This window comes from Shewanella carassii (assembly GCF_019670705.1).
Taxonomy (GTDB): domain Bacteria; phylum Pseudomonadota; class Gammaproteobacteria; order Enterobacterales; family Shewanellaceae; genus Shewanella; species Shewanella carassii.
On record NZ_AP024618.1, the window covers coordinates 1,065,769 to 1,090,262 of the forward strand.

Below are 24,494 nucleotides of genomic sequence, written 5' to 3' on the forward strand. Positions count from 1 at the left end.
ACAAAAGGAAGATTGGCTTTATAAAATAGCCCACAAAAATAAAAAGCGAAGCACTGGGCTTCGCTTTTTATTGGCAGGGAGTCAGGCGCTTATTCGCCTTGCTCGACTCCGGCGCGGTTGAGCAGGAACTGCGCCAGCATAGGAACCGGACGACCGGTCGAGCCCTTGTTGGCGCCGCTGTTCCAGGCCGTACCCGCTACATCCAAGTGAGCCCAGTGGTACTTCTTGGTAAAGCGCGACAGGAAACAGGCCGCCGTGATAGAACCGGCAGGGCGTCCGCCCAGGTTGGTCATATCGGCAAATGGGCTGTCCAGCATCTCCTGGTACTCATCCCATATTGGCAGGCGCCAGGCGCGGTCACCACTCTGCTCACCGGCATTGAGCAGCTCGCTCGCCAGTGGGTTATGGGCCGAGAACAGACCTGAGGCGTGTTTACCCAGCGCGATAACACAGGCTCCTGTCAGAGTGGCGGTATCGACCACCACTTCAGGGTCGAAGCGCTCCACATAGGTGAGCACATCACAAAGCACCAGACGGCCTTCGGCGTCTGTGTTGAGCACTTCCACGGTTTGGCCGCTCATGGTGGTGAGAATATCACCTGGGCGATAGGCGTTGCCGGAAGGCATGTTTTCACAGCCGGCCAGTATCCCAACCACATTGATGGGCAGCTTCATTTCACAGATGGCCTTTATGGTACCCAGTACCCCGGCAGCACCGCCCATGTCGTATTTCATTTCATCCATGGCTTCGCCTGGCTTGAGCGAGATACCACCTGAGTCAAAAGTCAGGCCCTTACCCACAAGCACTATCGGCTTGGCGGTCGTGTCGACGGCGCCTTGATATTCCATCACTGTCATGATGGACTCGTTGGCGCTGCCACGGCCCACGGCCAGGTAGGCGTTCATGCCAAGCTTGGCCATCTGTTCTTCACCGACAGTGCTGACCTTCAGGTTCTCATGCACCTCGGCCAGTTGCCGGGCCTGGGAGGCCAGATAAGCCGGGTTACAGATGTTGGGTGGCATATTGGCCACGTCGCGGCACAACTGCATACCGGCGGAAACGCCGACACCATGCTCGATGGCGCGCTCGCCAACCGTCAGTTCACGGCGGGTCGGGACATTGAATACCAGTTTGCGCAGCGGACGGCGGGTCTCGCCCTTGCGGGTCTTGAGTCCATCGAAGCTGTAGAGGGTAGAGCTGGTGGTTTCCACGGCCTGGCGCACTTTCCAATAAGTGTCGCGGCCTTTAACGTGCAGTTCGGTCAGGAAGCACACGGCTTCCATTGAGCCGGTATCGTTAAGGGTGTTGATTGTCTTGGTGATGATCTGCTTGTATTGGCGCTCATCCAGTTCTCGTTCTTTTCCGCAACCTACCAGCAGAACCCGCTCACTCAGCACATTGGGTACATGGTGCAGGAGCAGCATCTGCCCGGGCTTACCTTCCAGATCGCCACGGCGCAACAGGTTGCTGATGTAACCTTCACTGATTTTGTCCAGTTGTTCGGCGATGCCGGACAGGCGACGGGGTTCGTAAACGCCTACAACTATGCAGGCCGAGCGCTGTTTTTCGGGGCTGCCGCTCTTTACGCTAAACTCCATGAGCTCTCCTAGATTCTTTTAAAGACAAACTTTTTTATTTATTGGATAATGTCTGCTTGTGCCGCCTAAAGGCGGAAAATTTCCTGCAGCAGGGGGGCTGGTTTGGCTGACAAAAAGCATACGCCTGAAACAACCAAAATGCCGCCTGTTATGGTCAGAAAACTATCAAAAGTAGACAGTCTACATGAAAGTAACACTGACACCAGCAAAAAGATAAGTTTGGATACCGGATTCAGCCTGTGATTGTATTTAGATACTTGATCCGCGAAGTTTTGAAGGCACAAATAGCGGTGCTTTCTGTCTTGTTAGCTATTTTTATCAGCCAGCAATTTGTCCGCATCCTGGCTGATGCCTCCGATGGCGAATTTCCCGCTTCCCTGGTGATGACTCTGATCGGCCTCAATCTGCCTGAACTGGCAGTGCTAATTCTACCCTTGAGTCTATTTCTGGGGATCTTGCTCGCTCATGGCCGCATGTATGCAGAAAACGAGATGGTGGTCTTTCATGGGGTCGGCGTCAGCGAATGGTATGTCACCCGGGTGACCCTGATCCTGGCGTTGCTCAACAGCCTGTTTACCGGTTATCTGGCGCTCTATGTCGCGCCCTGGGCGCAGGACAAACAACACGCGGTCTTGGAAAAGGCCCAGTCAGAAGCCGGGCTGGCCGCCCTGGTTCAAGGACGTTTTCAAACCAGTGCCAACGGCCGGGCTGTGCTCTTTGTTGAAAAAATCAGCAAAGACAATGAGCTGGAAAAAGTCTTTGTGGCCCAGCTTCCCGATGCGGAAGACGAGAGCGGTGTTACCAACCTGGTCGTGGCCCATGGTGGCCGGGTAGTGGAAGACGCAACCGGTGGTCAGCGACTCAAGCTCGATGACGGCGTGCGTTATCAGGGAGCGCCGAACCGGGTGGATTACCAGGTGATTGAGTTCGGCGGCTATCAGATGCAGCTCAAAGAGCAGGAAGTGGATGAGAGGGATCGCAAGTTATCTGCCGTGCCTTTCAAGGAACTGCTCAATACACCGGGGCCGGAAGCCGTGGCCGAACTTCATTGGCGACTGGCCATTCCGCTGGCTATCCCCTTGATGACGCTGATTGCTGTGCCTATGGCTCGGGTCAATGTACGCCAGGGCAAGTTTGCCAAGGTATTTCCGGCGGTATTACTCTATCTTGGCTATTTTGGCTTGATGGTCGCCGGGCGCAAGGCATTGCAGGATGAGGTGATCCCTGCCTGGCTGGGGATGTGGTGGATCCATGCCTCGGCATTGCTGATGGGCATCTTGTTGATAGGTAAGGGCAGACCTCTGGGGACTCGACTGGCGGGGCTATTCAAACGCCGGGGGGCCGCAGCATGAAGATACTGGACTGGTATATTGCCAGAGTACTGCTCAGCACCTCGGCCTTGTGTCTGCTGATTTTGACCGGGCTTTCCGGGATCATCAAATGGGTCGATCAGCTGCGTCTGGTGGGCCGGGGCAGCTACACCATGATGGATGCCGCCGTCTATGTGCTGTTTTTGATCCCAAGAGATGTGGAGATGTTCTTCCCCATGGCCGTGTTGCTTGGGGCGCTCATCGGCATGGGTATGCTAGCCTCCAACTCTGAACTGATAGTGATGCAGGCCTCCGGCATGTCGCGGCTACAGATCACCCTGTCGGCGATGAAGACGGCGGTTCCTTTGATGCTGATGGTGATGGTACTGGGGGAATGGGGCGCACCGGTGGCGGAGCAGAAGGCCTATGAGCTTAAGACCAGCAAGATCTCCGGCGGTAACCTGATTAAGTCCCACCGCGGGATTTGGGCCAGAGATGGAAACCTGTTCGTCAATATTGGCGAGATTGAGGATGTGACTCGTCTTGGCAATATTACCCTCTATGAGTTTGACTCAGAGCAGAAGCTGGCCAGTGTGGTGCATGCCGAGCAGGCTATCTACACCAAGGAATATTGGCGTTTGTTGGAGGTTCGCCGCACAGTGTTCAAGAATGAACAAGTGGTGCTGGAAAACCTCAAGGAAGACAGATGGCCCTCCAGTTTGACACCGGACAAGCTGAGTGTGGTGTCGGTTAAACCCGATGCCTTGTCTATTCGTGGTTTGGTCGGTTATCTCGATTATTTGAAGAATAACAATCAGGATGCCAGTCGCTATGAGTTGGCACTGTGGCGCAAGGTGATGCAGCCCGTTACAGTGGCTGTGATGATGCTGGTGGCGCTTTCTTTTGTATTCGGGCCACTGCGAACCGTTACTATGGGAGCCAGGGTGTTACTCGGGGTGATAGCCGGCTTTACCTTCTATATCTGTAATGAGATCTTCGGCCCCATGAGCATAGTCTATGAGCTGCCGGCCTTGATGGGGGCCATGATGCCGAGTGTGCTGTTTACCGGCGCGGCTATCTACTATATCCGCCGCTGAGGACGCTGAGGATTGAGGGCTTGAGAGTAAAGCCGCTGTGGTTTAAAAGCCTCCTGTGCCGATTAACGTTATGAAAAAGCCCTGTCAGTGACAGGGCTTTTTGCTGTGGTTTGCGTATTGGAGACATCTATAAAGCATTATTTTAATGCTACCGCTACCTGGGTATTTCAGGCCATTACCTCAGAATCAGTGCCTCAGGCTCCGTGCCAGTTGCGCAGTGAGTTGGCTTCTTTACTGAGAAGCACCACTTCGGAGCGGGTCATGCTGTCCTGCAGTGCCAGTTTGTCACCACTGAACAGGATCCACAGGTTGCCTATCCCCAACAAGGACCAAACTACCCGTGCCAGCGCGGTAATAAAACTCAGGTTTTGGCCGTTGGGATGCTGCACCTTGAGGCGCCAGGCGCGCATGCCCAGCGTCTGGCCGCCCTTGGACCAAAAGAGAGCGTAAAAACCGGCCACACAGCAGGCCAGCCACAGTTGATAGAGGCCGTGATAGAGGTTATTGCCATTGAGCAGATCCGAAACATGTTCATAGTTCCCCATGGGAATGAGGCCGGAGGCGGTCAGGCCGGTAAAGATCCCAAACCCTATGGCACCGGCAAACATGTAGACGGCTACCGCCAGCAGCAGATCATAAACGGCGGCTCCGAGGCGCTTGAAAAAGCCGGCTCGGGGAAAATTGGCGTGTTCTGGATTTATCATGGCTTAACCCTCTTTGGGGCAGGTATTAACCCTGCTCTTCTTCTTTGACAAAGTGGATATGACGAAATCCCATACGGGCGAATTCACTGGTGCGATAGCTCTTTAGGGCTCCACCGCCTTTGGCTGTCATGGCGACCTGCTGTTCCATCGCCAGAAAGCGGCTGAGATCTATTCCCTCGGCGGCGGCAACAGCCTCGTACATGTCGTGGTATTTGTCATAGGCAAAGTTGATCACTTTCGCGACCCCTTTGTATTCATAGGCGACCTGACGTGCCATCTTGTGTCCTCATTAAAGCAGTGGGCTCAAGCGAACTTACTGCGAAATATAAAATAAACGGCGCCGAGCATACACAACCCGGCCCAGAGATAGTCCAGTTTCAGCGGTTCCTTTAGGTAATAGAATGAAAAAGGAACAAACAGACTCAGGGTGATGACTTCCTGAAGTATCTTGAGCTGGCCCACATTCATCACACTATAACCAATACGGTTGGCCGGTACCTGCAAAAGATATTCGAACAGGGCTATGCCCCAACTGACCAAAGCGGCAATGATCCAGGGTTTACCTGAAAGGGACTTGAGGTGGCCGTACCAGGCAAAGGTCATAAAGATATTGCTCAGGCACAACAAGCCTATGGTGATGAGTGTGGGTTGCATCTGTCAACGGGTTACCGGATAGACCATATAACTGGCGTCATCTGTATAGGTGGCCAGCGATTTTTCGATACGCTTGTGGTTAAAGCCGAGTTTTTCCCAGTAACCACAGGCGCCCTGTACTGCCACCAGTGACAAGGACCCCAGACGCAGTTTTTCCGCCTGCAGTTTGAGGGTATCAAACAGTTTGCGTCCGGCGCCGAGCCCCTGAGCCCTGTTGCTGATGGCAATATCATGCAGATAAAGGGTGTCGGCCTTGGGCAAGGCGGTAATCGCCTGATACAGTGGCGGAGGCGTGTCTTCGGTCCAGGGATGAGCCAGACAATAGCCTACCACCTGGTCACTCTTTTCAAGGACATAACAGGTTTGCGGTGATGCCTGCCACTTGCTCTTGAGTACATGTAAAGGTTCGGGGGCCAGCGCGTGGTAGCACTCTGCTTGAATTTCGCCTATGGCTTGCCAGTCATTCTGGCTAATGGCGCGTATCAACATCTGAATTCACTTTCTCTTTGCAGTCACTTCATAGAAACGCGCCATTATACCATTTTTGCAGATAAATTAATCTAGATAGCGCTGCTGCAGATGGCGCTGCAAGAAGTTGGGATCCAGACTCTGGCCTGTGGCGCTGCGGATCAGTTCATCGGTTTCCAGCAGGCACCCCTTGGACCAGATTTTTTCATCCAGCCAGTCGCAAATCTGTCCCAGCTTATCCTGGCTCAGCAGGGCTTCAATGGGGCCCAATTCGGCTTCCATGGCAAATCTCAGCTGGGCGGCATACATGGCGCCCAAGGTGTAGCTGGGGAAATATCCCAGTTCGCCCAAGGTCCAGTGAATATCCTGCATGCAGCCATCTTTATAATTGCCGGCAGTACTCAGCCCCAGATATTGCTGCATCTTCTGATCCCAGAAATCGGGTAGGTCTTTCACCTCCAGGCTGCCGTCGATAAAGGCCTGCTCGGCTTCAAATCGCAGTAGTATGTGCGCCGGATAGGTGACTTCATCGGCATCGACCCGGATAAGACCCGGTTTGACCCGGGTGATATTGTCGATCAGTTCATGGGCCGATACCGGGCAGTCGAGATGTCGACGAATTCTCGGATAGAGCTTGCTGATAAAGGCGCGGCTGCCGCCGAGTTGCATCTCAAAAAACAGGCTTTGACTCTCGTGGATCCCCATGGAGCGAGACATTCCGGCGGGTTGTCCTCGCCAATCCTTTGGCAGCGCCTGCTCGTAACGGGCATGACCCGTTTCGTGAATTGTGGAGGTGAGGGCAGCGATAAAGTCGTTTTCCGTGTAGCGACTGGTCAGGCGGATATCACCGGGCACGCCACCGCAAAATGGGTGCGAGCTGACATCCAAACGCCCTTGGTTGAAATCAAATCCCAGGTATTGCATCACCTCCCGTCCCAGCAGCTTTTGGTCTGCTATCGGGTAGTCGCCGGCGCTGCTCTTGTAACTCTGGTGCAGCTGTTTGTGCTTCACTTTTTGGATAAGCTCGGGCAACCAGTCCCGCACTGCTCCGAGAGTGTTCTCCAGCCGTTTACAGGTCATGCCGGGTTCAAATCTGTCCAGCAGGGCATCGTAACCTGCCTTGCCTGTGTGCGCCGAGCGAGCCTGGGCTTCTTCTCGCACCAAGGCGATTACCGCCTCGAGATTGGGGCGAAACCCTTGCCAATCGTTGTTATGCCGCTGTTCGCGCCATTGGTTTTCACAGCGATAACCCGCCAGCGTCTTGGCCTGTACCAAGTCCCCCGGCACGGCAATGGCTTGGGCGTAGTGCCAGCGCATCTCTCTGAGATTGGCCCTCTGTTCGATACTGAGTTCGGCGGCTTTGGCTTCGGCGCCATCCAGCCATTCGGCAAGCCTGGGCGAGGTTTTTAAACTGTGAATGTGTAATGCCAACTCGGCCATCGCCTCGGAGCGGGCCTCGCTGCCGCCCATAGGCATCATGGTGGCTTGATCCCAGTCCCCCAGGGCACTGAAATGCTCGAAGTGGCTGATGGTGCGAAAGTGCTGGCAAAGTTGCTGGTATTCGGTTTTGGCAGTCATGGTTTGCTCTAAAATATTGGCATGCATCAGAGGGAACAGTTCTTATGCTAACCAAGCCAAGGGATCGTTCTCAAGTGTTTTTCGGCAGTTTTTGTTCTTGCGAAATGTAATTAAATTAATGCCTTGTAATAGAAAACAAAGTTTACAATTCGGTTTTGTCTGGGCGTTGCTGGCGTAAACCTTGTGGTTTGTTGCAACACTAACCCAAGCAAAGATAGCCTCAGTATGGAGTGGCTAACATTAATGTGAGCCGCTGCAGATTTCTGACGTTAAATGCAGATAAAAGCTATTGGAGTCAAAGCTTGCCAAGGGGTACACTCAGTAACGACCTGAAATAAACAGGCTTATATGGAATATTGACGACAGGTACAGTCGTCTACAAGGAGGAATCCTGTGCTGGACTTTTTTCTGGCCCAGTCCAATCTGCCCTATGCTGTAGCCTTGGCGATAGTGGCACTGCTTGGAGTGATAGAGGGACTCACGCTAATCGCGGGTATCAGCCTGATGGCCGCTATGGATGACTGGCTTCCCGATGCCGATCTTGATACTGACCTGCCTCAGGGCGGACTGACAGCGCTGGCCGGTTGGCTCTGCCTGGATAGGCTGCCTGTGCTCATCTGGTTTGTACTGGCACTGGGATGTTTCAGTATTGCTGGCTACCTACTTAACTATTTTTCCTGGCTGCTGACCTCGGCCCTGTTGCCGCAAGTGTTTTCCTTGTTGCTGGCCTTGCCGTTGGCGGCGGTTGCCTGCCATTTCCTCGGTGGGCAGCTGGCCCGAATCCTTCCCAAAAATGAATCCAGCGCCGTCTCAATCGAAGATCTCAGCGGCAGCGTCGGTACTGTGACACTCGGCTGTGCCATCAAGGGAAATCCCAGCGAGGCTGTGGTTCAGGATCAGTACCGTCAGAAACACTATGTCCTGGTCGAGCCCGAAGACGAAGACACCGAATTCCCGGCAGGGGTGCAAGTGGTGCTGCTCAGACGCAGCGGCCGCGTGTGGTCTGCCACCCGTTTTGAACAATAATCTAACCAAAGAAGGAAACAACAGGAATGGAAACCATCCCGGGTTTAAATACCAGTGGCACCAGTATGTTGCTGTTTACCGCAGGCGCAGTAGTGCTCTGCCTGTTGGTGATAGGGTTTATTTTTGCCAAGCTCTATTGCCGCGCTACCAAAGAGATGGCCTTTGTGCGCACGGGTTTCGGTGGTGAAAAGGTAGTCAAAGATGGCGGCGCCATTGTCCTGCCGGTACTGCATGAAATTATTCACGTCAATATGAACACCCTGCGCATCGAAGTGGGCAAGACCCAAAAAGATGCCCTGATCACCAAAGACAGAATGCGGGTGGACGTCAAGGCCGACTTTTACTTGAGGGTGGCCCCCAATGCCGAAGGTATCTCCATGGCGGCCCAGACATTGGGCGGTCGCACCAATAGGGTGGAAGAGCTCAAGAAGCTGATGGAATCCAAGTTTGTTGACGTGCTGCGCGCCGTGGCTGCCGAAATGAACATGACAGAGATGCACGAACAGCGGGCCGACTTTGTACAGCGGGTGCAGAACAACGTTGCCAATGATCTCGAGAAAAACGGTCTGGAACTGGAGTCGGTCTCTCTGACAGGTTTTGACCAGACAGAGCTGGAGTTCTTCAATGAGAACAACGCCTTCGACGCCGAAGGTCGTGCCAGACTCGCCAAGATCATCGAAGAAAAGCGCAAAGAAACCAACGATATTCAGCAGGACAACCGGATCCAGATTGAGCTGCGTAACCTGGAAGCCGAAAAAGAGTCGCTGAACATTGAAAAGGCCGAAGAGGAAGCACGTCTGATCCAGCAGCAGGCACTGGAGTTCAAGCGCGCCGAACAAAAGGCCGAGATCATCAAGCAGAAAGAGCAAAAGCAGCGTGAGGAGCGGGAGGCGGAAATCGCCAAGGAACGCGCCATCGAGTCGGCGGAAATTGAAAAGACCAAAGACATAGAAACCCGCGAAATTGAAAAGCGTAAGCAAATTGAGCAGGCCAGAATTCAGCAGCTGCGAGATATCGAAGTCTCCGAACAGGAGAAACAGATTGCGGTTGCCGCCAAGTCGGAAGAAGAGTCTGCCGCCAGAGCCCGCGCCGCCGAGGCCGAAAAGCTCAAGGTTGAAAAAGAGGAAGCGGTAATCACAGTGCGTCAGGTGGCTGAGGCTAATCGTCGCAAAGAGATTGAAGTTATTGACGCCCGTAAAGAGGCAGAGCGGGAAGCCGTTGGGGTTACAGTTCAGGCTGAAGCCGAGAAACGCGCCGCCGAAGATAGATCCATAGCGATACTGACCGAAGCCCGCGCCAGTGCCGATGCCAAGATGCTCAAGGCCGAGGCCGATGAGAAGGTGTATGCGGTGGAAGCGGCCGGTAAACAGGCACTGCACGAAGCCGAGAACGTGTTGCGTGACGAGCAAGTTGCCCTGCAGCGCTCACTGGCGATCCTCAAAGTTCTGCCGGAAATCGTCGCCAATGCGGTTAAACCGCTGGAAAACATCGAAGGCATCAAGATCCTTCAAGGCTATGGCAGCGGCGTAACCGGCCAACTGGGGACTGCTTCTGATGGCGCCGGTGTCAAGGGCGGCATTGCCGAGCAAGTGACCAGTGCAGCGCTCAACTACCGCGCCAACGCACCTGTGGTCGATGCCATGCTCAGAGAGTTGGGGCTGGTAGATGCCGAAAAGGGCGGGCTGAATGATCTGCTGAGCGGCAACAATATGCTCACCCATGAAGCGCTGCAAATCGCCCGGGATACCAAGGCCAGTGTCGAGCCCAAAGTGGAGACGGTAAAGCCTGTCAGCCAAAACAATGTGGCCTATGAAGTGACTTTGGATATAGATAACCCTGAGCAACCGAGAAACGCTTAAGCCAGGTTGTACTCATCAATGAATGCCCTCCATCGGAGGGCATTTTCTTATCAGGCATAACTTCTTATCAGGTATAGCTTCTTCTTATCAGGTATAGCCTTGGAAAATTCGTTTTCAATTTTCCAAGCCGGCCTCGGCTACGCCAATAGGCAAACAACGCCTAGCGGCGGCTTTGAAGGGGAATCGGTGTAATTCTGTTAGCGCTGAGTAGCTTGGAACATCTGAAGTGTCTGCAGACATACACCTAATTTCCAGGCACAAGCGGAACTGTGACCGTCGAAAACAGGGCCGAATCTTGTTCCAGACAAATTCGGCATTTCCTACGTCCCTGTAGATCAGATGTTTTCGTCGAGGCTACATGGACGTATTCACAACAACTTTCCTGTTTAACGGCCAGCTCACCATCCCTGGTTCGCGCTCGAAAGCATGTTGCTGTGCAACTCTCGTCGAGTCACAGGAACGCCTGTGCGAAAGGGCCGTTCTCGGACGTCCTGTCCTTCACGGCATTCGGGCTTCCTGCCCATCCACACCGCAGGTGATGGGTTACAACTTAGCTAGCCGCTAGGATCAAGTTCATTAGTGAGTTTTGGCTTAAAGCTATGATAGCCGCTGTGCCAGCGGCGTAAAGTCGTGGAGCTTCGCCCCACACCCGAGGAAAGGGGGCGGTATCGACTCGCCCCCTTTCCAAACCCCCAGCGACCCGCGACGCAGCGGACAACCCCTTGTGCTTATGATGTCAATTCGCTATCGCGCCAGACGCTCATCCCTGATTCGACTGGCGCTGCTTCGGCATCCATGCCTCGCTACGCGATTGTCATCAACGCCCTGCGGCCGCTTCGAGCGGGAATCGGTGCATTCTGTGAGAATGAATTAGCTTGAAATATTTGAAAGATCTGCAGACATACACCTATTTTCCAGGCACAGGTGGAACTGTGACCTTCCGAGCCAGGGATGGCGAGGCAGAGCTTACAGGGAAGTACTCGCAGCGAGTCACAGGATCGCCTGTGCAAAAGGCGCACCGCAGGTGATGGGTTACAACTTAGCTAGCCGCTAGGAGCAAGTTCATTGGTAAAAGCCATGATAGCCGCTGTGCCAGCGGCCTAAAGTCGTGTCGCTTTGGGTTTCAAACCCAGTCAATTCTGCTTCAAAAACAAACCAAATCAGGGTTTTGTTGCCTTTGTCAAAACTTGACCTTTGGCTAATTGTTTTCACATTCAGTACTGGGTATTGTATAACCAATTCAAACGCTTAGCTTTAGCACTTCCTTAAGCTTAAGGCCGAAAGCAGTAGCACTTTTCCGTTTTCAGCGGAATGCAGGGACAAACAGAGTTTGGACCCGTGCGGTAGCCATGGCTTTACTTAACGTTTTTTGTAAGGCCTGGGTTGTAGGGCTCTCGGTTGTACGGCTTGGCGCGCTCATGGTAAGCACCTCAGAGGTGATTTTTTATACAGCATTATTGACGTTCTGGATAAAATGCCGGAAATTCGCAGCTAAGTTTGCGCGTTATTTCTGTAACATTTTAGAAAATGGCATCAAATTCATAATGTTAAAAAATACAGTTGGTAGATAATAGGTTTGGAAACCGCGCATGCGCGTTTAGCTGCAAGGGATATTTGGACTAAATGGTATTATATCCAGCCAATACAAATAGATAGCTATGCGTGTTTACACTCCTCCGAGGACTAAAACGCGCATGCGCACTATACAGCTGTTAAATTACAGGAGGAAACTTTGGCTAAGGGATTAAATATAAACACAGTGGATATCACTGACATTACGCTTCCATTTAAAATTGAGCCGCTCGGTGAAAAGTCAGATGCTTTGGATGACTTTTGTATCAGGACAACTGAATGGGTTAATTATATAAGCGAGGTTCTTCTATTTAGTCATATTGGGAGTAAAATGCCCATTTCTGACTATTCAGTTAAGCCTCAACTTTTTGCTCCTAGAAATCGTCATCGTAATAACTCTAACGAGCTTCCGACACCAAAAATAACGATTAAAGATAAAAACTTTGACTCGATATCTAGAAACTTATCTAGAAATCTATTCAATCACTCAGTGTCCCAATTAGCTACCAATTTTGAAATTTTCCTAAATGAGATCACAGAAGACATTCTGTGGAGAAATGTTGAACTACTTGCTAATGACCAAAAGCAGCTCAGTAACAAAGAGATTTTTGACTTAGGCGACTTAGAAGACATTAAAGATAATCTAATTCAAAGGAAAATCTTAGAGCATGCAATGAGTGCGTACCCTAAGAGGGTAGATAGCTTTCAGAAACTTTTCCATATAGGCATTCATTCTAAAAAGTCACCAGTTGAATTACATATTGTACATGACCTTGTGGAAGTGAGAAACGTAATTCAACATAGTGATGGACACTGCTCTGAGCAATACCTTCAGCGGCTTAGCGTATATAAAGATACTAGTTATGAACAACTCCTTAAGCGTAGGTATACTCAGCCTAAAATTGATTTTCAATGGCTATTGCAACTAGGTATCGATATGGTTGGTCTCGCTGAGTTTATTGATGCTGAAGCAGATCAAAAGTGGGCAACAACACGCAACAGTGAATAGTAATTTAACAAGCAATTTAAGAGGGATTCACAACGCTTGGCACTTTTGCTTCTACTTCAGTTTTAGTGTTTATGGCACAATGCTTTAGGTTTGGGTGGAGGCGTTGTTCACCCCTTAATTGGGCGTTGATATGATTCTCATTGTCAAATAGGTAAAAGTGTCCTTACCGGAGACCCAAAAATCTCCGGTAAGGGCACTCTGACAGTCGGACTTTGGCGAGTAAGTGTCGGCGGTTGACCTTGCTGATATCCGCGAGTTTGGTTATTCGCATTACTTGTGTTCGCCGCAGGAGCCTTGCCTCAGTCTAGGAGCGCGGATGTGACCGCTTAACGCCCTCGAGGATTGCTCGCACCGCTGCCGCCGTCCGGCGCTGCCAGAGTGATTTTTAAATGTAATTCAGTACGCTTGTTGTGGCATATCGGCATCAAAACCTTGGGCTAAATCCCAAATGTAGCCTGTCAGTTCGCGAGCCACAGCGGTAACGACTTTATTGTATTCTTTGCCTCTTGCTTTTAAGGCATGAAAGCGTCGACATAGGCGCTGCTGGATTTCCCATGAGCGAGTTTGCAGTTTGATAGAGTGCTCTTGTTGGCGACTTTCCAATTCCCTCGAGACCCGAGCGGGGAAACGATAGGCCCAGGCCGATTCAATAAGGATGCGTCTGGCGTGGCTATTGCCGCACTTAGTGATGCCGCCACGCCGTTCCCGCTGACCACTGGAGTGTTCGCTGGGTGTCAAACCGACAAAGTTCATCAGTGAACGCGGAGAAGCAAAGCGTCTGAGGTCACCCAGTTCCGCCAATAGGGTCATAGCGAAAAAAAGATAGGACAGCCATATCTTTTTGATGTTTCGCCCAGCTTTGACTAGGCTTTGAAATACCCATCAAAGCTCAGTCGAGGTTGGTTATGACCACAGCCCGTCGCCAGTTGATAGATGCTGAAAGTACGCCCTTTTACCACGTGATTAACCGTTGCGTGAGAAGGGCATTTTTGTGTGGTGAAGATGCACTGTCGGGGCGCAGTTACGAGCATAGACGTGGCTGGATAGTGGATAAAATCAGGCAGTTGTCGTCAATATTCTGCATCGACGTTTGCGCTTATGCGGTTATGAGTAATCACTACCATTTGGTGCTCAAAATCGACCTTGCTGCGCAACAATCGTTGTCACCATTTGAAGTCATCGAGCGTTGGACATTGCTCTTTAGCGGCAATCCTGTGGCGGCAAAGTGCCTCAAGGGCGATTAAAAGATAGGACAGCCATATCTTTTTGATATTTCGCCCAGCCTTGACTAGGCTTTGAAATCCCCATCAAAGCTCAGTCGAGGTTGGTTATGACCACAGCCCGTCGCCAGTTGATAGATGCTGAAAGTACGCCCTTTTACCACGTGATTAACCGTTGCGTGAGAAGGGCATTTTGTGTGGTGAAGATGCACTGTCGGGGCGCAGTTACGAGCATAGACGTGACTGGATAGTGGATAAAATCAGGCAGTTGTCGTCAATATTCTGCATCGACGTTTGCGCTTATGCGGTCATGAGTAATCACTACCATTTGGTGCTCAAAATCGACCTTGCTGCGCAACAATCGTTGTCGCCATTTGAAGTCATCGAGCGTTGGACGGGGCTCTTTAGCGGCAATCCTGTGGCGGCAAAGTTCCTCAAGGGCGATAGTCTCTCAGAAGGTGAGCGAATATTGTTGGATACGCTGATTGGTGATTGGCAGGAACGCCTTGGCAGTATCAGTTGGTTTATGCGTTGTTTAAACGAAGATATCGCCCGCAAGGCCAATCGAGAAGATGGCTGCAAGGGCGTATTCTGGGAAGGACGCTTTAAGTCACAGGCGTTGCTCGATGAACAGGCGCTGCTGGCCTGCATGATGTATGTGGATTTAAATCCCATTCGCGCCGGTATTGCAGATTCGCTGCAAACTTCTGATTACACATCCATTCAGGAGCGCATAGAAGAACATGCTGAGCCTACAACTGCCAACGCTTCACTTAAGCCACTGCTGCAATTTGATGGTGCAGCCACTGCCGCCGAACCAAGCGGCATCCCATTTCACTTTGCCGACTATCTGGAGTTAATTGATTGGACAGGCCGGGCGGTGCGGGAAGACAAGCGTGGCTATATTGCCTGTTCCAGGCCCAAACTACTGCTTGAGCTTGGTATCAGTGACGATGCCTGGATAACTTCCGCCAAGGAGTTTCGCCGTCAGTACAGTGGCATGAGTGGCCGATGGGATGCAATGTGTGCCATGAAGGCCAAATATGGCGGTAAGTGGTGCCGGGGTAAGCAACAAAGCCAAGCAATACATCCCCATTAACCTTAAACCCTTGGTGATATTGCAGCAACAGGCTTAAGCCTGCCGTAGGCATGCCTGGCAACCGCAGTTTTTGTATGAAGCACGCAGATTACTCGTCTTAGAGAGTCTACTTCCAATATTTCATCGTCATTTATAAACAATTGAGACCGAATGATATGCTTCCTCATGGCTCGCAAAGTGTTTAGGATGTCCTGTATGTTTGCTTACACCACACCGGGCAAGGGGCTTTGCTTGTCCAAAGCCCCTTGCATCCCCAAGGACACCCCCGACGTAGCCGAAAACCCCGCTGGCTTATGAAGCAAATTGGCTACACTCAGGACTCGCCTCCTTGCTCGACCTTCGAGCCTCGACATCCCTGTCTCGGCTACGCCAATTTGCAACAACGCCAGCGGCGGCTCCGAAGGGGGATTCGGTGCAATTCTGTGACAATGGAGTAGCTTGAAATATTTGAGAGATCTGCAGATATACGCCTAATTCTAGGCACAGGTGGAACTGTGACCGTCGAAAACAGGGACGTTTTCGTCGAGGCTACATGGACGTATTCACGCCGTGTCACAGGATCGCCTGTGCGAAAGGTGCACCGCAGGTGATTGGCTACACCGTGGCCGGAAACTCGGCCAGTAACAACTTAGGAACTTTTAGCCGGAAGCTATAATAGCCGCTGTGCCAGCGGCTTAAAGTCGTGTCGCTTTGGGTTTCAAACCCAGTCAATTCTGTTGTAAAAACAAACCAAATCAGGGTTTTGTTGCCTTTGTCAAAACTTGACCTTTGGCTAATTGTTTTCAAATTCAGTACTGGGTATTGTATAACCAATTCAAACGCTTAGCTTTAGCACTTCCTTAAGCTTAAGGACGAAAGCAGCAACACTTTTCCGTTTTCAGCGGAATGTAGGGACAAACAGAGTTTGGACCCGTGCGGTAGCCATGGCTTTACTTAACGTTTTTTTGTAAGGCCTGGGTTGTAGGGCTCTTGGTTTTAAGGCCCTTAGTTGCAGGGCTTGAAGCGCTCATGACAAGCACCTCAGAACTGATTTTTTATACAGTATTATTGTTCTTCTCGACAAAATGCCGGGAATTTGCAGCTAAGCTTGCGCGTTATTTCTGTAACATTTTAGAAAATAGATTTAAATTCATAAAGTTAAAAAATACAGCTGGTAGATAATAGGTTTGGAAACCGCGCATGCGCGTTTAGCTGCAAGGGATATTAGGACTAAATTGTATTATATCCAGCCAATACAAACAGATAGCGATGCGCGTTTACACTCCTCCGAGGACTAAAACGCGCATGCGCACTATACAGCTGTTATGCAACTCAGGTAAATTTAGGGGTTCAATCTTTTAGGATTTCTCCGGCCATTCGTTTTGTGTTGTCGGCAAATGAGCATTTTTACCTTCAAATTCATGGTGAACTCAAGCCGTAAAACAGGCAAGGTTCTTTGTTTGCCTCAATCAGTTTTGGTGCTGTTTTGTTGTCAATTCAGCGTGCGCAAAGTGTGGAAAGGGCAAGTTAATCGAGCATTTCGCATTTTCTGAAAGTCTTGCTTGTTGAGTTTTCCTGATTCAAAAGCTTGGTTTGTTGTTGAAAGGTGAACTTTGTTTTGGCGGCTTATTTATCGCAGTTCTTGCTTGGGTTGATTCTTGAATCACTCAGCCATTGCAATTGTGGTTTTTGGTCGTGTAAAGTCGATTTATCTCATTGAATTTGCATAACAAACGGCTCAAGAGGGATTGCCAGCGCGTGGTGACTTTAGTGCAAAATTGAAGTTCAGTGTTTACGGTGTGTTTTTTGAGTTCGATGGTGCGTTGTCAACCCCTTAGCCGGGCGTTATGTGATTTTTGAGGTTTGCGTGAAAATTTGGTTAGAAAAAAATAAAATTTACTTTGAAACATTAGCTCCAATTCTAATAAGTATTGCTGCATTGCTTGTTTCGGTTTCATCTTATTTGTTGACTGAAAAGCAGTTACGAATAGCCTCGTTAGACGCTGAGCCGAATATATACTTAAAAGAAGTCTATCTTTATGACCCGACACTAAAACGCGCATACGAGCAAGAATTAAGGATATTTAATTCAGGTGAAAGTATTAGTAACTTTGATGCTAGCTTGCATACTATTGTAGAAGTTGAATTTTTTACACAACAGGGGAAGCAAACGGCATATGTTCCTCTTTATGGTTATTATAATGGTTGGTATTCGACATCTGAACCAACTGGAGAGCTAACTTTGGTAAAAGGACATCTCAATAATGAACGCTTTTTTGATGTCATTTCGTCTTTGAAAGATCCCAAATTTGTTGAAGAGCACGGTATAGTTTTTTTACGGTTAAGGCACTCTGTTGAAGTTACATATAGCAATAAGTTAGGGGACAAGGGGCAAAAGTACTTCATTGACCATTCTCCAGTATCTAAAGATCAGTATTTGGCTTTCAATAGAAATTTTGTTCCGCTTAAAGCCAAGGACTTATCTGATCTCAACCTTGATCACTTTAGTCTAGTGATTAATGAAAAGAAATTAGCTATGGCACACTAATCACATAACAAGTTGCTGACAAACAACAAAGACACCCATTATTAGCTGTGAGTAGCTTGAAACATCTGAAGTGTTTGCAGACATACACCTATTTCCCAGGCACAGGCGGAACTGTGACCGTCGAAAACAGGGACGTTTTCGTTGAGGCTACATGGACGTATTCACGCCGAGTCACAGGATCGCCTGTGCGAAAGGTGCACCGCAGGTGATGGACTACATCGTGGTCGGAAGCTCGCCAATACTAACTTAGGAACTTTTAGCTGAAAGCCATGCTAGCCGCTGTGCCAGCGGCCGAAAGTCGCAACCCTCATTCTGTTGGCTAACAACTTCATGATTGAACGCAAGGTGGATTCAGCGAACTTGGTCGGGGGCTTGAGAAACCCGGAAATGGCTCCGGCGGTGAGAGTGTTCACCCGTGCCACTTCCAAGGTCATTTCCGATGCTGAAAGTTAAGCCTTGAGCAATGCCAATGCGGGCTGTTGGTTATCAGGATAGAGTCGATAAGCCTTATGGTGCTTGATGCAACTGGCTTTCTTATCCCCTTGGCTGAGCAGAAGCGCATGTTTGACAGCAAACTGGGCAATCAACTGCTCGTCGGCGCGGATGTAAAGGGTGATGGGTTTAATCAATTTGCCATCGAGCAGATGCTGCTGATACTGCTCGGCGGAGATCACCAAGCTGTTTTGCCCCTGGCTGTCTAATTTGAGTTTACCGCTTACTTCACAGTCGAGGATAACGAGCCAGCCTTCAGCCTGGAGTTCGGCAATCAGGTTCTGGAGCGATTGCCCCACTGCGGCATTATTGATGGCTGGCAGATACTGCGCCTGGATACGTTGAAGCACCTCGGGTAACTTGGCACCGGCCCCCAGGCTTCGGCCCTCTCTTATCCAGCGAGTGAGATCTTCTGCCACTAACTTTGAGAAACGCTTCTCTTTTAGTGACTGCACCATCCAGTTGCAGAGGAAATGACTTTCCGCTGCCGGGGTCTTGATGCTGCCGGCGGCATGGTTACGTTCCGCCAAAGCAGCGAGGCCGGCTTGGGTTAATGCCAGCAAGGCCTGATTGTAGCTTTGTTCTGTCATTGTATTTCCGCGTATAAGAGATATGGATGGGGCGCTGAGTATACCCTATGCTGCAGTTATCAATATCAGGTAGACAAAGAAAAACCACCACAATGGTTATCAGTAAGACAGTTATCCGATCTGTCTTCGCCGCTATCTTACTGTAAATTTTTCAATCTCAAGGATATCACTTGTCTGCCGGGCAACCGGGTTGTTTAATGAACAGAGTGAGGTAGTAGCCGGTTGTTACCTCTGCCTCTATGGGCTTGGTTAAGATGAGTCTGATGGTGAGTCGATGGAATAACAGGAGAAGACAATGGCTAACGTATTGATCCTTGCCGGTGATTATGTGGAAGACTATGAAATCATGGTGCCGTTTCAGGCGCTGCAGATGGTGGGCCATAAGGTTACTGCCGTGTGCCCTGACAAAGAGGCCGGTGATACTGTCAGGACGGCTATTCATGATTTTGAAGGCGATCAAACCTACAGTGAAAAACCTGGGCACAATTTCGTTCTCAACGGTGACTTTGAACAGATAAGTGCCGATGATTTTGATGCGCTGCTTATCCCAGGCGGCCGAGCACCCGAGTATCTGCGTCTCTATGATGAAGTGCTTGAGCTGGTGCGAACCTTTGCCAAGGAGGATAAGCCGATTGCTGCCGTCTGCCATGGGGCGCAACTGCTGACCGCCGCCGGAGTGGTGCAGGGCAAGAAGGTGTCGGCTTATCCCGCCTGTGCCCCCGAAGTGCGCCAAGCCGGTGGTGAATATGCCGATATCGAGGTGACAGAAGCGATTACTGACGGTAAGTTGGTTACAGCGCCGGCTTGGCCTGCCCATCCTCAGTGGTTGGCGCAGTTCCATGCCTTGCTCTGAATTCGGTAAACAAAAGCGCTTGTCCCTTAGGGGAGCAAGCTTTGCCGCCGAGAATGCAAGTGTTTCCAGCCGGTAGAAAAACCAGCTAAAACCCAACTAGCCAAAAGCCGCGCAGTGCGCGGCTTTTTAATGATTCAACATAGGAGCAAAAGCCCGTCAAGCGGGGCGGCTCATTTGAGCTTCTTGGGCTTGATGCCGCTGGAGCCGACTTTAACCTTAACTCTGCGGCCGGACATGCTCTTTTCCGCTGCGACCTGCTCCGATGCGCTGCTGGCGCCCGGCTTTTTCTTGGCGAAGCTGCGGCGCTTTTGCAGTTGCTTGAGCAGGAGATCGCGATTACTCACTTCATAGCCTGGCATCATGATGCGCTTGAGTTTTTGGCCAATCAGTTTTTCGATGTCGGCCAGGGTGCGCTCTTCTTCGCGGCTGACAAAAGAGATGGCGACCCCCGTCTTGCCGGCGCGGCCGGTGCGACCGATACGGTGCACATAGTCCTCAGCCAGGAAGGGCAGATCGTAATTGACCACATACTCAAGATCCGGAATATCCAGGCCGCGGGCGGCCACTTCGGTGGATACCAACACCCGTACCTTGCCTTCCTTGAATTCTCTGAGTGCCCGGCGGCGGCTGCCCTGGGCTTTTTCACTGTGTACCACGGCACTGGCGATACCGTCGAGATTCAGCTCCTTGACCAGATGATCCGCATCTTCACGGGTGGCGGTAAACACCAGCACCTGCTGCCAGTTCTTGCGCCCGATAAGCTCAGATAGGAGTTCACGCTTGCGGCGCTGCTCTACCGGGTAGACCACCTGGCTGACGGTCACCGCTGTGGTGTTCTGGCGGTCGGCCGTGATGACCTTGGGCTTGTTCATTATCTCATCGGCCAGGCGCCTTACCGCGCCAGAGAAGGTGGCCGAGAACATCAGATTTTGCCGCTGCTTGGCGGCGTTCTGAAGTATTTTGTTGATATCGTTGATAAAGCCCATATCCAGCATACGGTCGGCTTCATCCAACACCAGCACTTCCAGCGAGCCCAGACTCAGGTTACCGGCCAGTAGTTGTTCCAGTAAACGCCCCGGAGTGGCTACCACTATGTCGGCGCCTTGTTTGAGCTTGTTGACCTGAGATGCTGACTTGACGCCGCCAAACAGGGTGGCCACCGACAACTGCAGGTATTTGCCGTATTGGCGGGCATTGTCGGCAACCTGGGACACCAGCTCACGGGTCGGTGCCAGGATCAGGGCCCGGATATTGCCGGGTTTGAGTTCGAGCGGGTTATCCTGCAGGCGCTGCAAAATAGGCAGCACAAAGGCGGCTGTCTTGCCTGTGCCCGTCTGGGCGCTGGCCAGTACGTCCTGACCGCGGCGAACCGCAGGGATGGCCTGTCTCTGAATCGGTGTCATGCTCTCATAACCGCACTCTTTGAGCGCACGGAGTATTTCGGGGGCAAAACTGTAAGATTCAAACTTCATCTCGATATTCCTGTATTCAACCGCTTGGCGTGTGTCTTAGCTGTTTCGGGTGTCGGCGGCCCAAATGCCGGAAGCTCAGGCCTGAGTAAACGCCAAGTGCCGGGATAACCCGGGCGGGCGCGGAGTATAGCAAAAAAATCCATCAAGGCCCGCTCATTTCTGCTTTATTCTTGCGCTGCAAGGATAAATGACCTTAGGCATTGCGGATATCACTGTTTTGGGCAGATACAAGAATGCCGCCCGCAGGCGGCATTCTCTCACGATTTATCGGCTTAGTTGAACCAGCCGGCAAACATCTGCTTGAAGTAGTCCATCAGCTTGCTGAACCAGCTGCCTTCATTGACTTCTTCCAATGTCACCAGTGGGAACTGAGCAATGTCTTTACCGTCGAGTTGGAAGTATACCCGGCCGACGACTTCACCCTTGGCCAGCGGTGCGGTCAGCTCTTTGGTCAGTTCGAAGTTGGCTTGCAGGTTTTTAGCCTGGCCCCGGTTGATGGTCACAGGAGTGTCAGTGGTTACACCTAAGTCCACTGTGTCACGGTCGCCATACCAGATCTTCTGGGTGACAAAGCTGTCACCGGCCTTGTAAGGGGTGATGGTTTCAAAGAAACGGAAACCATAGTTGAGCAGTTTCTTGCTCTCGGCCTTACGGGCGGCTTCACTCTTGGTGCCCATGACTACGGCAATCAGGCGCATGCCGTCTTTGGTGGCCGAGGATACCAGGTTATAGCCGGCACCCGAGGTGTGGCCTGTCTTGATGCCGTCGACATTGAGGCTGTTATCCCACAAGAGGCCGTTACGGTTGTACTGTTTGATACCGTTGTAGGTAAAAGATTTTTCCTTGTAGATATCGTATTCGTTGGGTACATCACGGATGAGGGCCGCACCCAGCAGCGCCATATCATAGGCGGTGGACTTATGGTTGTTTGAGTCCAGACCGTGGGAGTTTTCAAAGTAGCTGTCACGCATGCCCAGCTGCTTGGCCCAGGAGTTCATCAGATCGACGAAGGCGCCTTCGGTTCCTGCAATGTGTTCGGCCATGGCGACACAGGCATCGTTACCGGATTGGATGATGATACCCCGGTTCAGATCCGAGACTTTGACCGTCTTGCCGACTTCGATAAACATCTTGGAGGAATCGGGGAAGTTCTTCGACCAGGCGTTCTTGCTGACAGTGACATCGTCATCGGGGGAGAGATTACCCGCCTTGATCTCCTGACCTATGACATAGCTGGTCATCATCTTGGTCAGGCTGGCAGGGTTGAGGCTTTCGTAGGCGTTATTTTCCGCCAGTAAGCGCCCTGAGTTGTAATCCATCAAGACATAGGCCTTGGCGGCAACATCTGGTGCATCTGGGACGACTATCGGGGCATTGTTGGCCTGTGCGGCGGAAACTGAGGCGCAGGCGAGCAACAGAAAGGCTTTCGCGGGACTTTTTACAAAATTCATCATTACCTGAATACGTCTTCTGGTTGGAGTCGGAAAATATGCTGAAATTCGCAGCGAGTATAACATTAGTCGACCCGATATTTCAGTTAAGGTTCCTTAATTAGTTAAAAAGATGGTGGAATTTTGAACGCTTATGATTTTGGTTCAGTCACCATATAGCTGCCCGGGAAGCCGTCCTGTTTCAGTTTTTCCAGCAATTTGGCGGCAATACCATCATGGCTGACCGGCCCGAGTTGCAGCCGATATACCGGCTTGGCATCGGTAATTCGGCTCTTGACCTGGTACTTGCTTTCAAGCTCTGAAGCCAACTCAAGCAGACGCTCGCGCGAGCCAGATGCCATCACCTGTACATAGTGCAGATTGTCGCTGCGAAGCTCGGCCATGGTCTGGCTCTCTTCACTGTCTTCAAACAGGACTTCCAGCCTCACCTTGGCGGTGCCTGTCTTCAGCATATCCAGCCGGTAAGCCGCGGCGTAGGACAGATCTATCACTCGGTCGGGATGGAAGGGACCACGGTCATTGACCCTGACCACCACGCTCTTGTTGTTGGCTAGGTTGGTGACCCTGACATAGCTGGGCAGTGGCAATGTCTTGTGCGCCGCCGACATGGAGTACATGTCATAGGTTTCACCGTTGGAGGTCAGATGGCCGTGAAACTTGGCGCCATACCAAGAAGCCAGCCCTTCGGCCTTGTAGCCTCTGCCGGACGGCATCACCTGATAGGATTTGCCTCTGACCTGGTAATCCTTGTTGCCCTGCTTGCTGTAGGGCTCGAACCTGGGATGGGCATCTTCCACCTTGGAGACATCCGGGGCATCGGCCGGAGGCCTATCATCTTTCATGGTGTAACGGCCCGAGTTGCCGGCACAGGCGGCCAGCAGAATCGAGGCGGTCAGTGGCAGCAATAGTTTAAGTCTTGTCATGGTGGGCTTTGAGTTGTTCACTGAATTGATAAACCGCCATGGCATACAGCGGGCTGCGATTGTAACGGGTGATCACATAGAAGTTGTTCAGCCCCAGCCAATACTCTTTGGCATCGGCTTGTTCCAGCTCGATAAGCAGCGCTTTTTGGCTGGCATCCAGATCCCGATTTTCCTTCAGTGCCACCTCGGGGGAGAGGATATCGGCCACTTGGTAATTGAGCTTTTCTCCCTTCCAGACCTTGGCCTTGGGCGTGGCCGTGGTGCTCAGTTCCAGCGCCACCGGCTCACCAGCTTTCCAGCCGTGACGGTGAAAATAGTTGGCTACTGAGCCTATGGCATCGTCGACACTGCCCAGCAGATCCCGCTTGCCGTCACCATTAAAGTCGACGGCGTAGGCCAGATAGCTTGAGGGAATAAACTGGCCATAGCCCATGGCGCCGGCATAGGAGCCCAGGAGCGTTTCCTTATCGAGCTGCTCCTCTTTAAGCAGCGTCATCAGCTTGGCAAACTCGCTGCGAAAGAAAGTCGCCCGTGGCGGGTAGTAGAACCCCAAGGTATAGAGGGCATCGATTACCGGGTACTTGCCCATGTAACCGCCGTAGAAGGTTTCAATACCGATAATGGCGACTATGATTTGCGGATCCACGCCATAGGTCTTGGCGGCGCGCGCTATGGTCTGTTCGTGCTGTTGCCAGAAACTCAGCCCGGCTTCGAGGCGCTTTTCGGTCAGAAAAATGGGGTAGTACTGATGCCAGGGTTTGGCCTCCCAAGGGCTGGAGATGGCGTCCAATACCGCCTGGTTTTTTTGGGCCGAGGCGAGGAAGCTTTCCACTTCCTCCTGGCTAAAGCCTTGGCTCTGTTGCTGTTTGATAAAATCCTGCTTGAGCTGTTCGGAAGTGGGCACCTCGGCGGTGGCACAGGCGCTGAGGTTGAGACTCAGCAACAAGCCAATAGGGATAAGCAGCTTTTTGAATGTCGGCATCTAAGGCGTT

General features: G+C 51.4%; 20 protein-coding genes and 1 pseudogene. 9 read left to right on the top strand and 12 right to left on the bottom strand.

Translation table 11 applies throughout. The annotated features are described in order from the left end of the window. Nucleotides 1-89 precede the first annotated feature (89 nt). Nucleotides 90-1,598, bottom strand: a complete 1,509-nt coding sequence (gene pepA, locus K5621_RS04910) for a leucyl aminopeptidase (RefSeq protein WP_221050592.1) — start codon at nt 1,596-1,598, stop codon at nt 90-92. 239 nt (nt 1,599-1,837) lie between these two features. On the opposite strand from pepA, the gene lptF reads away from it, so the two are divergent. Further along, nucleotides 1,838-2,950 (top strand): LPS export ABC transporter permease LptF, encoded by a 1,113-nt coding sequence (gene lptF / locus K5621_RS04915; RefSeq protein WP_221050593.1) that lies wholly within the window; start codon nt 1,838-1,840, stop codon nt 2,948-2,950. After that, entirely contained in the window at nt 2,947-4,005 is a 1,059-nt protein-coding gene (gene lptG, locus K5621_RS04920; protein ID WP_221050594.1) for an LPS export ABC transporter permease LptG, read from the top strand. The genes lptF and lptG overlap by 4 nt, the downstream gene beginning before the upstream one ends. Nucleotides 4,006-4,199: 194 nt before the next feature. Here the strand turns inward: lptG and K5621_RS04925 are convergent, their stop codons facing one another. The 5 genes from K5621_RS04925 to K5621_RS04945 form a co-directional block, all read right to left on the bottom strand. After that, nucleotides 4,200-4,709 carry an RDD family protein gene (locus K5621_RS04925; RefSeq protein WP_221050595.1) on the bottom strand — a complete coding sequence of 170 codons (510 nt, stop codon included), beginning with the start codon at nt 4,707-4,709 and terminating at the stop codon, nt 4,200-4,202. A 25-nt stretch (nt 4,710-4,734) separates the two neighbouring features. Then, a complete protein-coding gene (locus K5621_RS04930) occupies nt 4,735-4,986 on the bottom strand; it encodes a DUF2960 domain-containing protein (protein ID WP_025011397.1) in 252 nt (83 codons plus the stop codon). 26 nt (nt 4,987-5,012) lie between these two features. Continuing rightward, a complete protein-coding gene (locus K5621_RS04935; RefSeq protein WP_025889282.1) occupies nt 5,013-5,363 on the bottom strand; it encodes a DMT family protein in 351 nt (116 codons plus the stop codon). 3 nt (nt 5,364-5,366) lie between these two features. Beyond that, nucleotides 5,367-5,852, bottom strand: coding sequence for a GNAT family N-acetyltransferase (locus K5621_RS04940; RefSeq protein WP_100144976.1), 486 nt, complete (start codon nt 5,850-5,852; stop codon nt 5,367-5,369). 66 nt (nt 5,853-5,918) lie between these two features. Next, entirely contained in the window at nt 5,919-7,409 is a 1,491-nt protein-coding gene (locus K5621_RS04945) for a carboxypeptidase M32 (RefSeq protein WP_221050596.1), read from the bottom strand. Nucleotides 7,410-7,802: 393 nt separating this feature from the next. Between K5621_RS04945 and K5621_RS04950 the strand changes: the two genes are divergently transcribed. The 3 genes from K5621_RS04950 (at nt 7,803) to K5621_RS04960 (ending at nt 12,875) form a co-directional block, all read left to right on the top strand. Continuing rightward, nucleotides 7,803-8,435 (top strand): YqiJ family protein, encoded by a 633-nt coding sequence (locus K5621_RS04950; RefSeq protein WP_208143023.1) that lies wholly within the window; start codon nt 7,803-7,805, stop codon nt 8,433-8,435. A 26-nt stretch (nt 8,436-8,461) separates the two neighbouring features. Continuing rightward, nucleotides 8,462-10,294, top strand: a complete 1,833-nt coding sequence (locus tag K5621_RS04955) for a flotillin family protein (RefSeq protein ID WP_221050597.1) — start codon at nt 8,462-8,464, stop codon at nt 10,292-10,294. A gap of 1,732 nt (nt 10,295-12,026) precedes the next feature. Next, complete coding sequence (locus tag K5621_RS04960) at nt 12,027-12,875, top strand: hypothetical protein (protein ID WP_221050598.1); 849 nt, start codon at nt 12,027-12,029, stop codon at nt 12,873-12,875. A 396-nt stretch (nt 12,876-13,271) separates the two neighbouring features. Here K5621_RS04960 and K5621_RS04965 read toward each other — a convergent pair whose 3' ends face one another. Then, entirely contained in the window at nt 13,272-13,685 is a 414-nt protein-coding gene (locus K5621_RS04965; protein WP_221050599.1) for a transposase, read from the bottom strand. Nucleotides 13,686-13,780: 95 nt separating this feature from the next. Between K5621_RS04965 and K5621_RS04970 the strand changes: the two are divergent. The 3 genes and pseudogenes from K5621_RS04970 to K5621_RS04980 all read left to right on the top strand — a co-directional run. Then, a pseudogene (locus K5621_RS04970) lies at nt 13,781-14,116 on the top strand (transposase); the annotation flags it as partial. Between the two features lie 154 nt (nt 14,117-14,270). Beyond that, nucleotides 14,271-15,194: a transposase gene (locus K5621_RS04975; protein ID WP_425332454.1), complete on the top strand. Its 924-nt coding sequence runs from the start codon at nt 14,271-14,273 to the stop codon at nt 15,192-15,194. A 1,846-nt stretch (nt 15,195-17,040) separates the two neighbouring features. Then, a complete protein-coding gene (locus K5621_RS04980) occupies nt 17,041-17,721 on the top strand; it encodes a hypothetical protein (RefSeq protein WP_221050600.1) in 681 nt (226 codons plus the stop codon). Between the two features lie 449 nt (nt 17,722-18,170). Here the strand turns inward: K5621_RS04980 and K5621_RS04985 are convergent, their stop codons facing one another. Continuing rightward, nucleotides 18,171-18,803 (bottom strand): DUF2913 family protein, encoded by a 633-nt coding sequence (locus tag K5621_RS04985; protein ID WP_221050601.1) that lies wholly within the window; start codon nt 18,801-18,803, stop codon nt 18,171-18,173. 295 nt (nt 18,804-19,098) lie between these two features. On the opposite strand from K5621_RS04985, the gene K5621_RS04990 reads away from it, so the two are divergent. Next, complete coding sequence (locus K5621_RS04990) at nt 19,099-19,656, top strand: DJ-1/PfpI family protein (protein WP_221050602.1); 558 nt, start codon at nt 19,099-19,101, stop codon at nt 19,654-19,656. Between the two features lie 170 nt (nt 19,657-19,826). On the opposite strand, the gene K5621_RS04995 is transcribed toward K5621_RS04990, so the two are convergent. From K5621_RS04995 to mltB, 4 genes are all read right to left on the bottom strand, one after another. Next, on the bottom strand, nt 19,827-21,128 hold the full coding sequence (locus tag K5621_RS04995; RefSeq protein WP_221050603.1) for a DEAD/DEAH box helicase: 1,302 nt from the start codon (nt 21,126-21,128) through the stop codon (nt 19,827-19,829). A gap of 272 nt (nt 21,129-21,400) precedes the next feature. Next, the gene (locus K5621_RS05000) at nt 21,401-22,582 is read right to left on the bottom strand and encodes a serine hydrolase (protein ID WP_100142932.1); all 1,182 of its coding nucleotides are present in this window, start codon (nt 22,580-22,582) and stop codon (nt 21,401-21,403) included. A gap of 128 nt (nt 22,583-22,710) precedes the next feature. Next, complete coding sequence (locus K5621_RS05005) at nt 22,711-23,502, bottom strand: septal ring lytic transglycosylase RlpA family protein (RefSeq protein WP_221050604.1); 792 nt, start codon at nt 23,500-23,502, stop codon at nt 22,711-22,713. Then, nucleotides 23,489-24,484: a lytic murein transglycosylase B gene (gene mltB / locus K5621_RS05010; RefSeq protein WP_221050605.1), complete on the bottom strand. Its 996-nt coding sequence runs from the start codon at nt 24,482-24,484 to the stop codon at nt 23,489-23,491. The genes K5621_RS05005 and mltB overlap by 14 nt, the downstream gene beginning before the upstream one ends. Nucleotides 24,485-24,494: the final 10 nt, after the last annotated feature.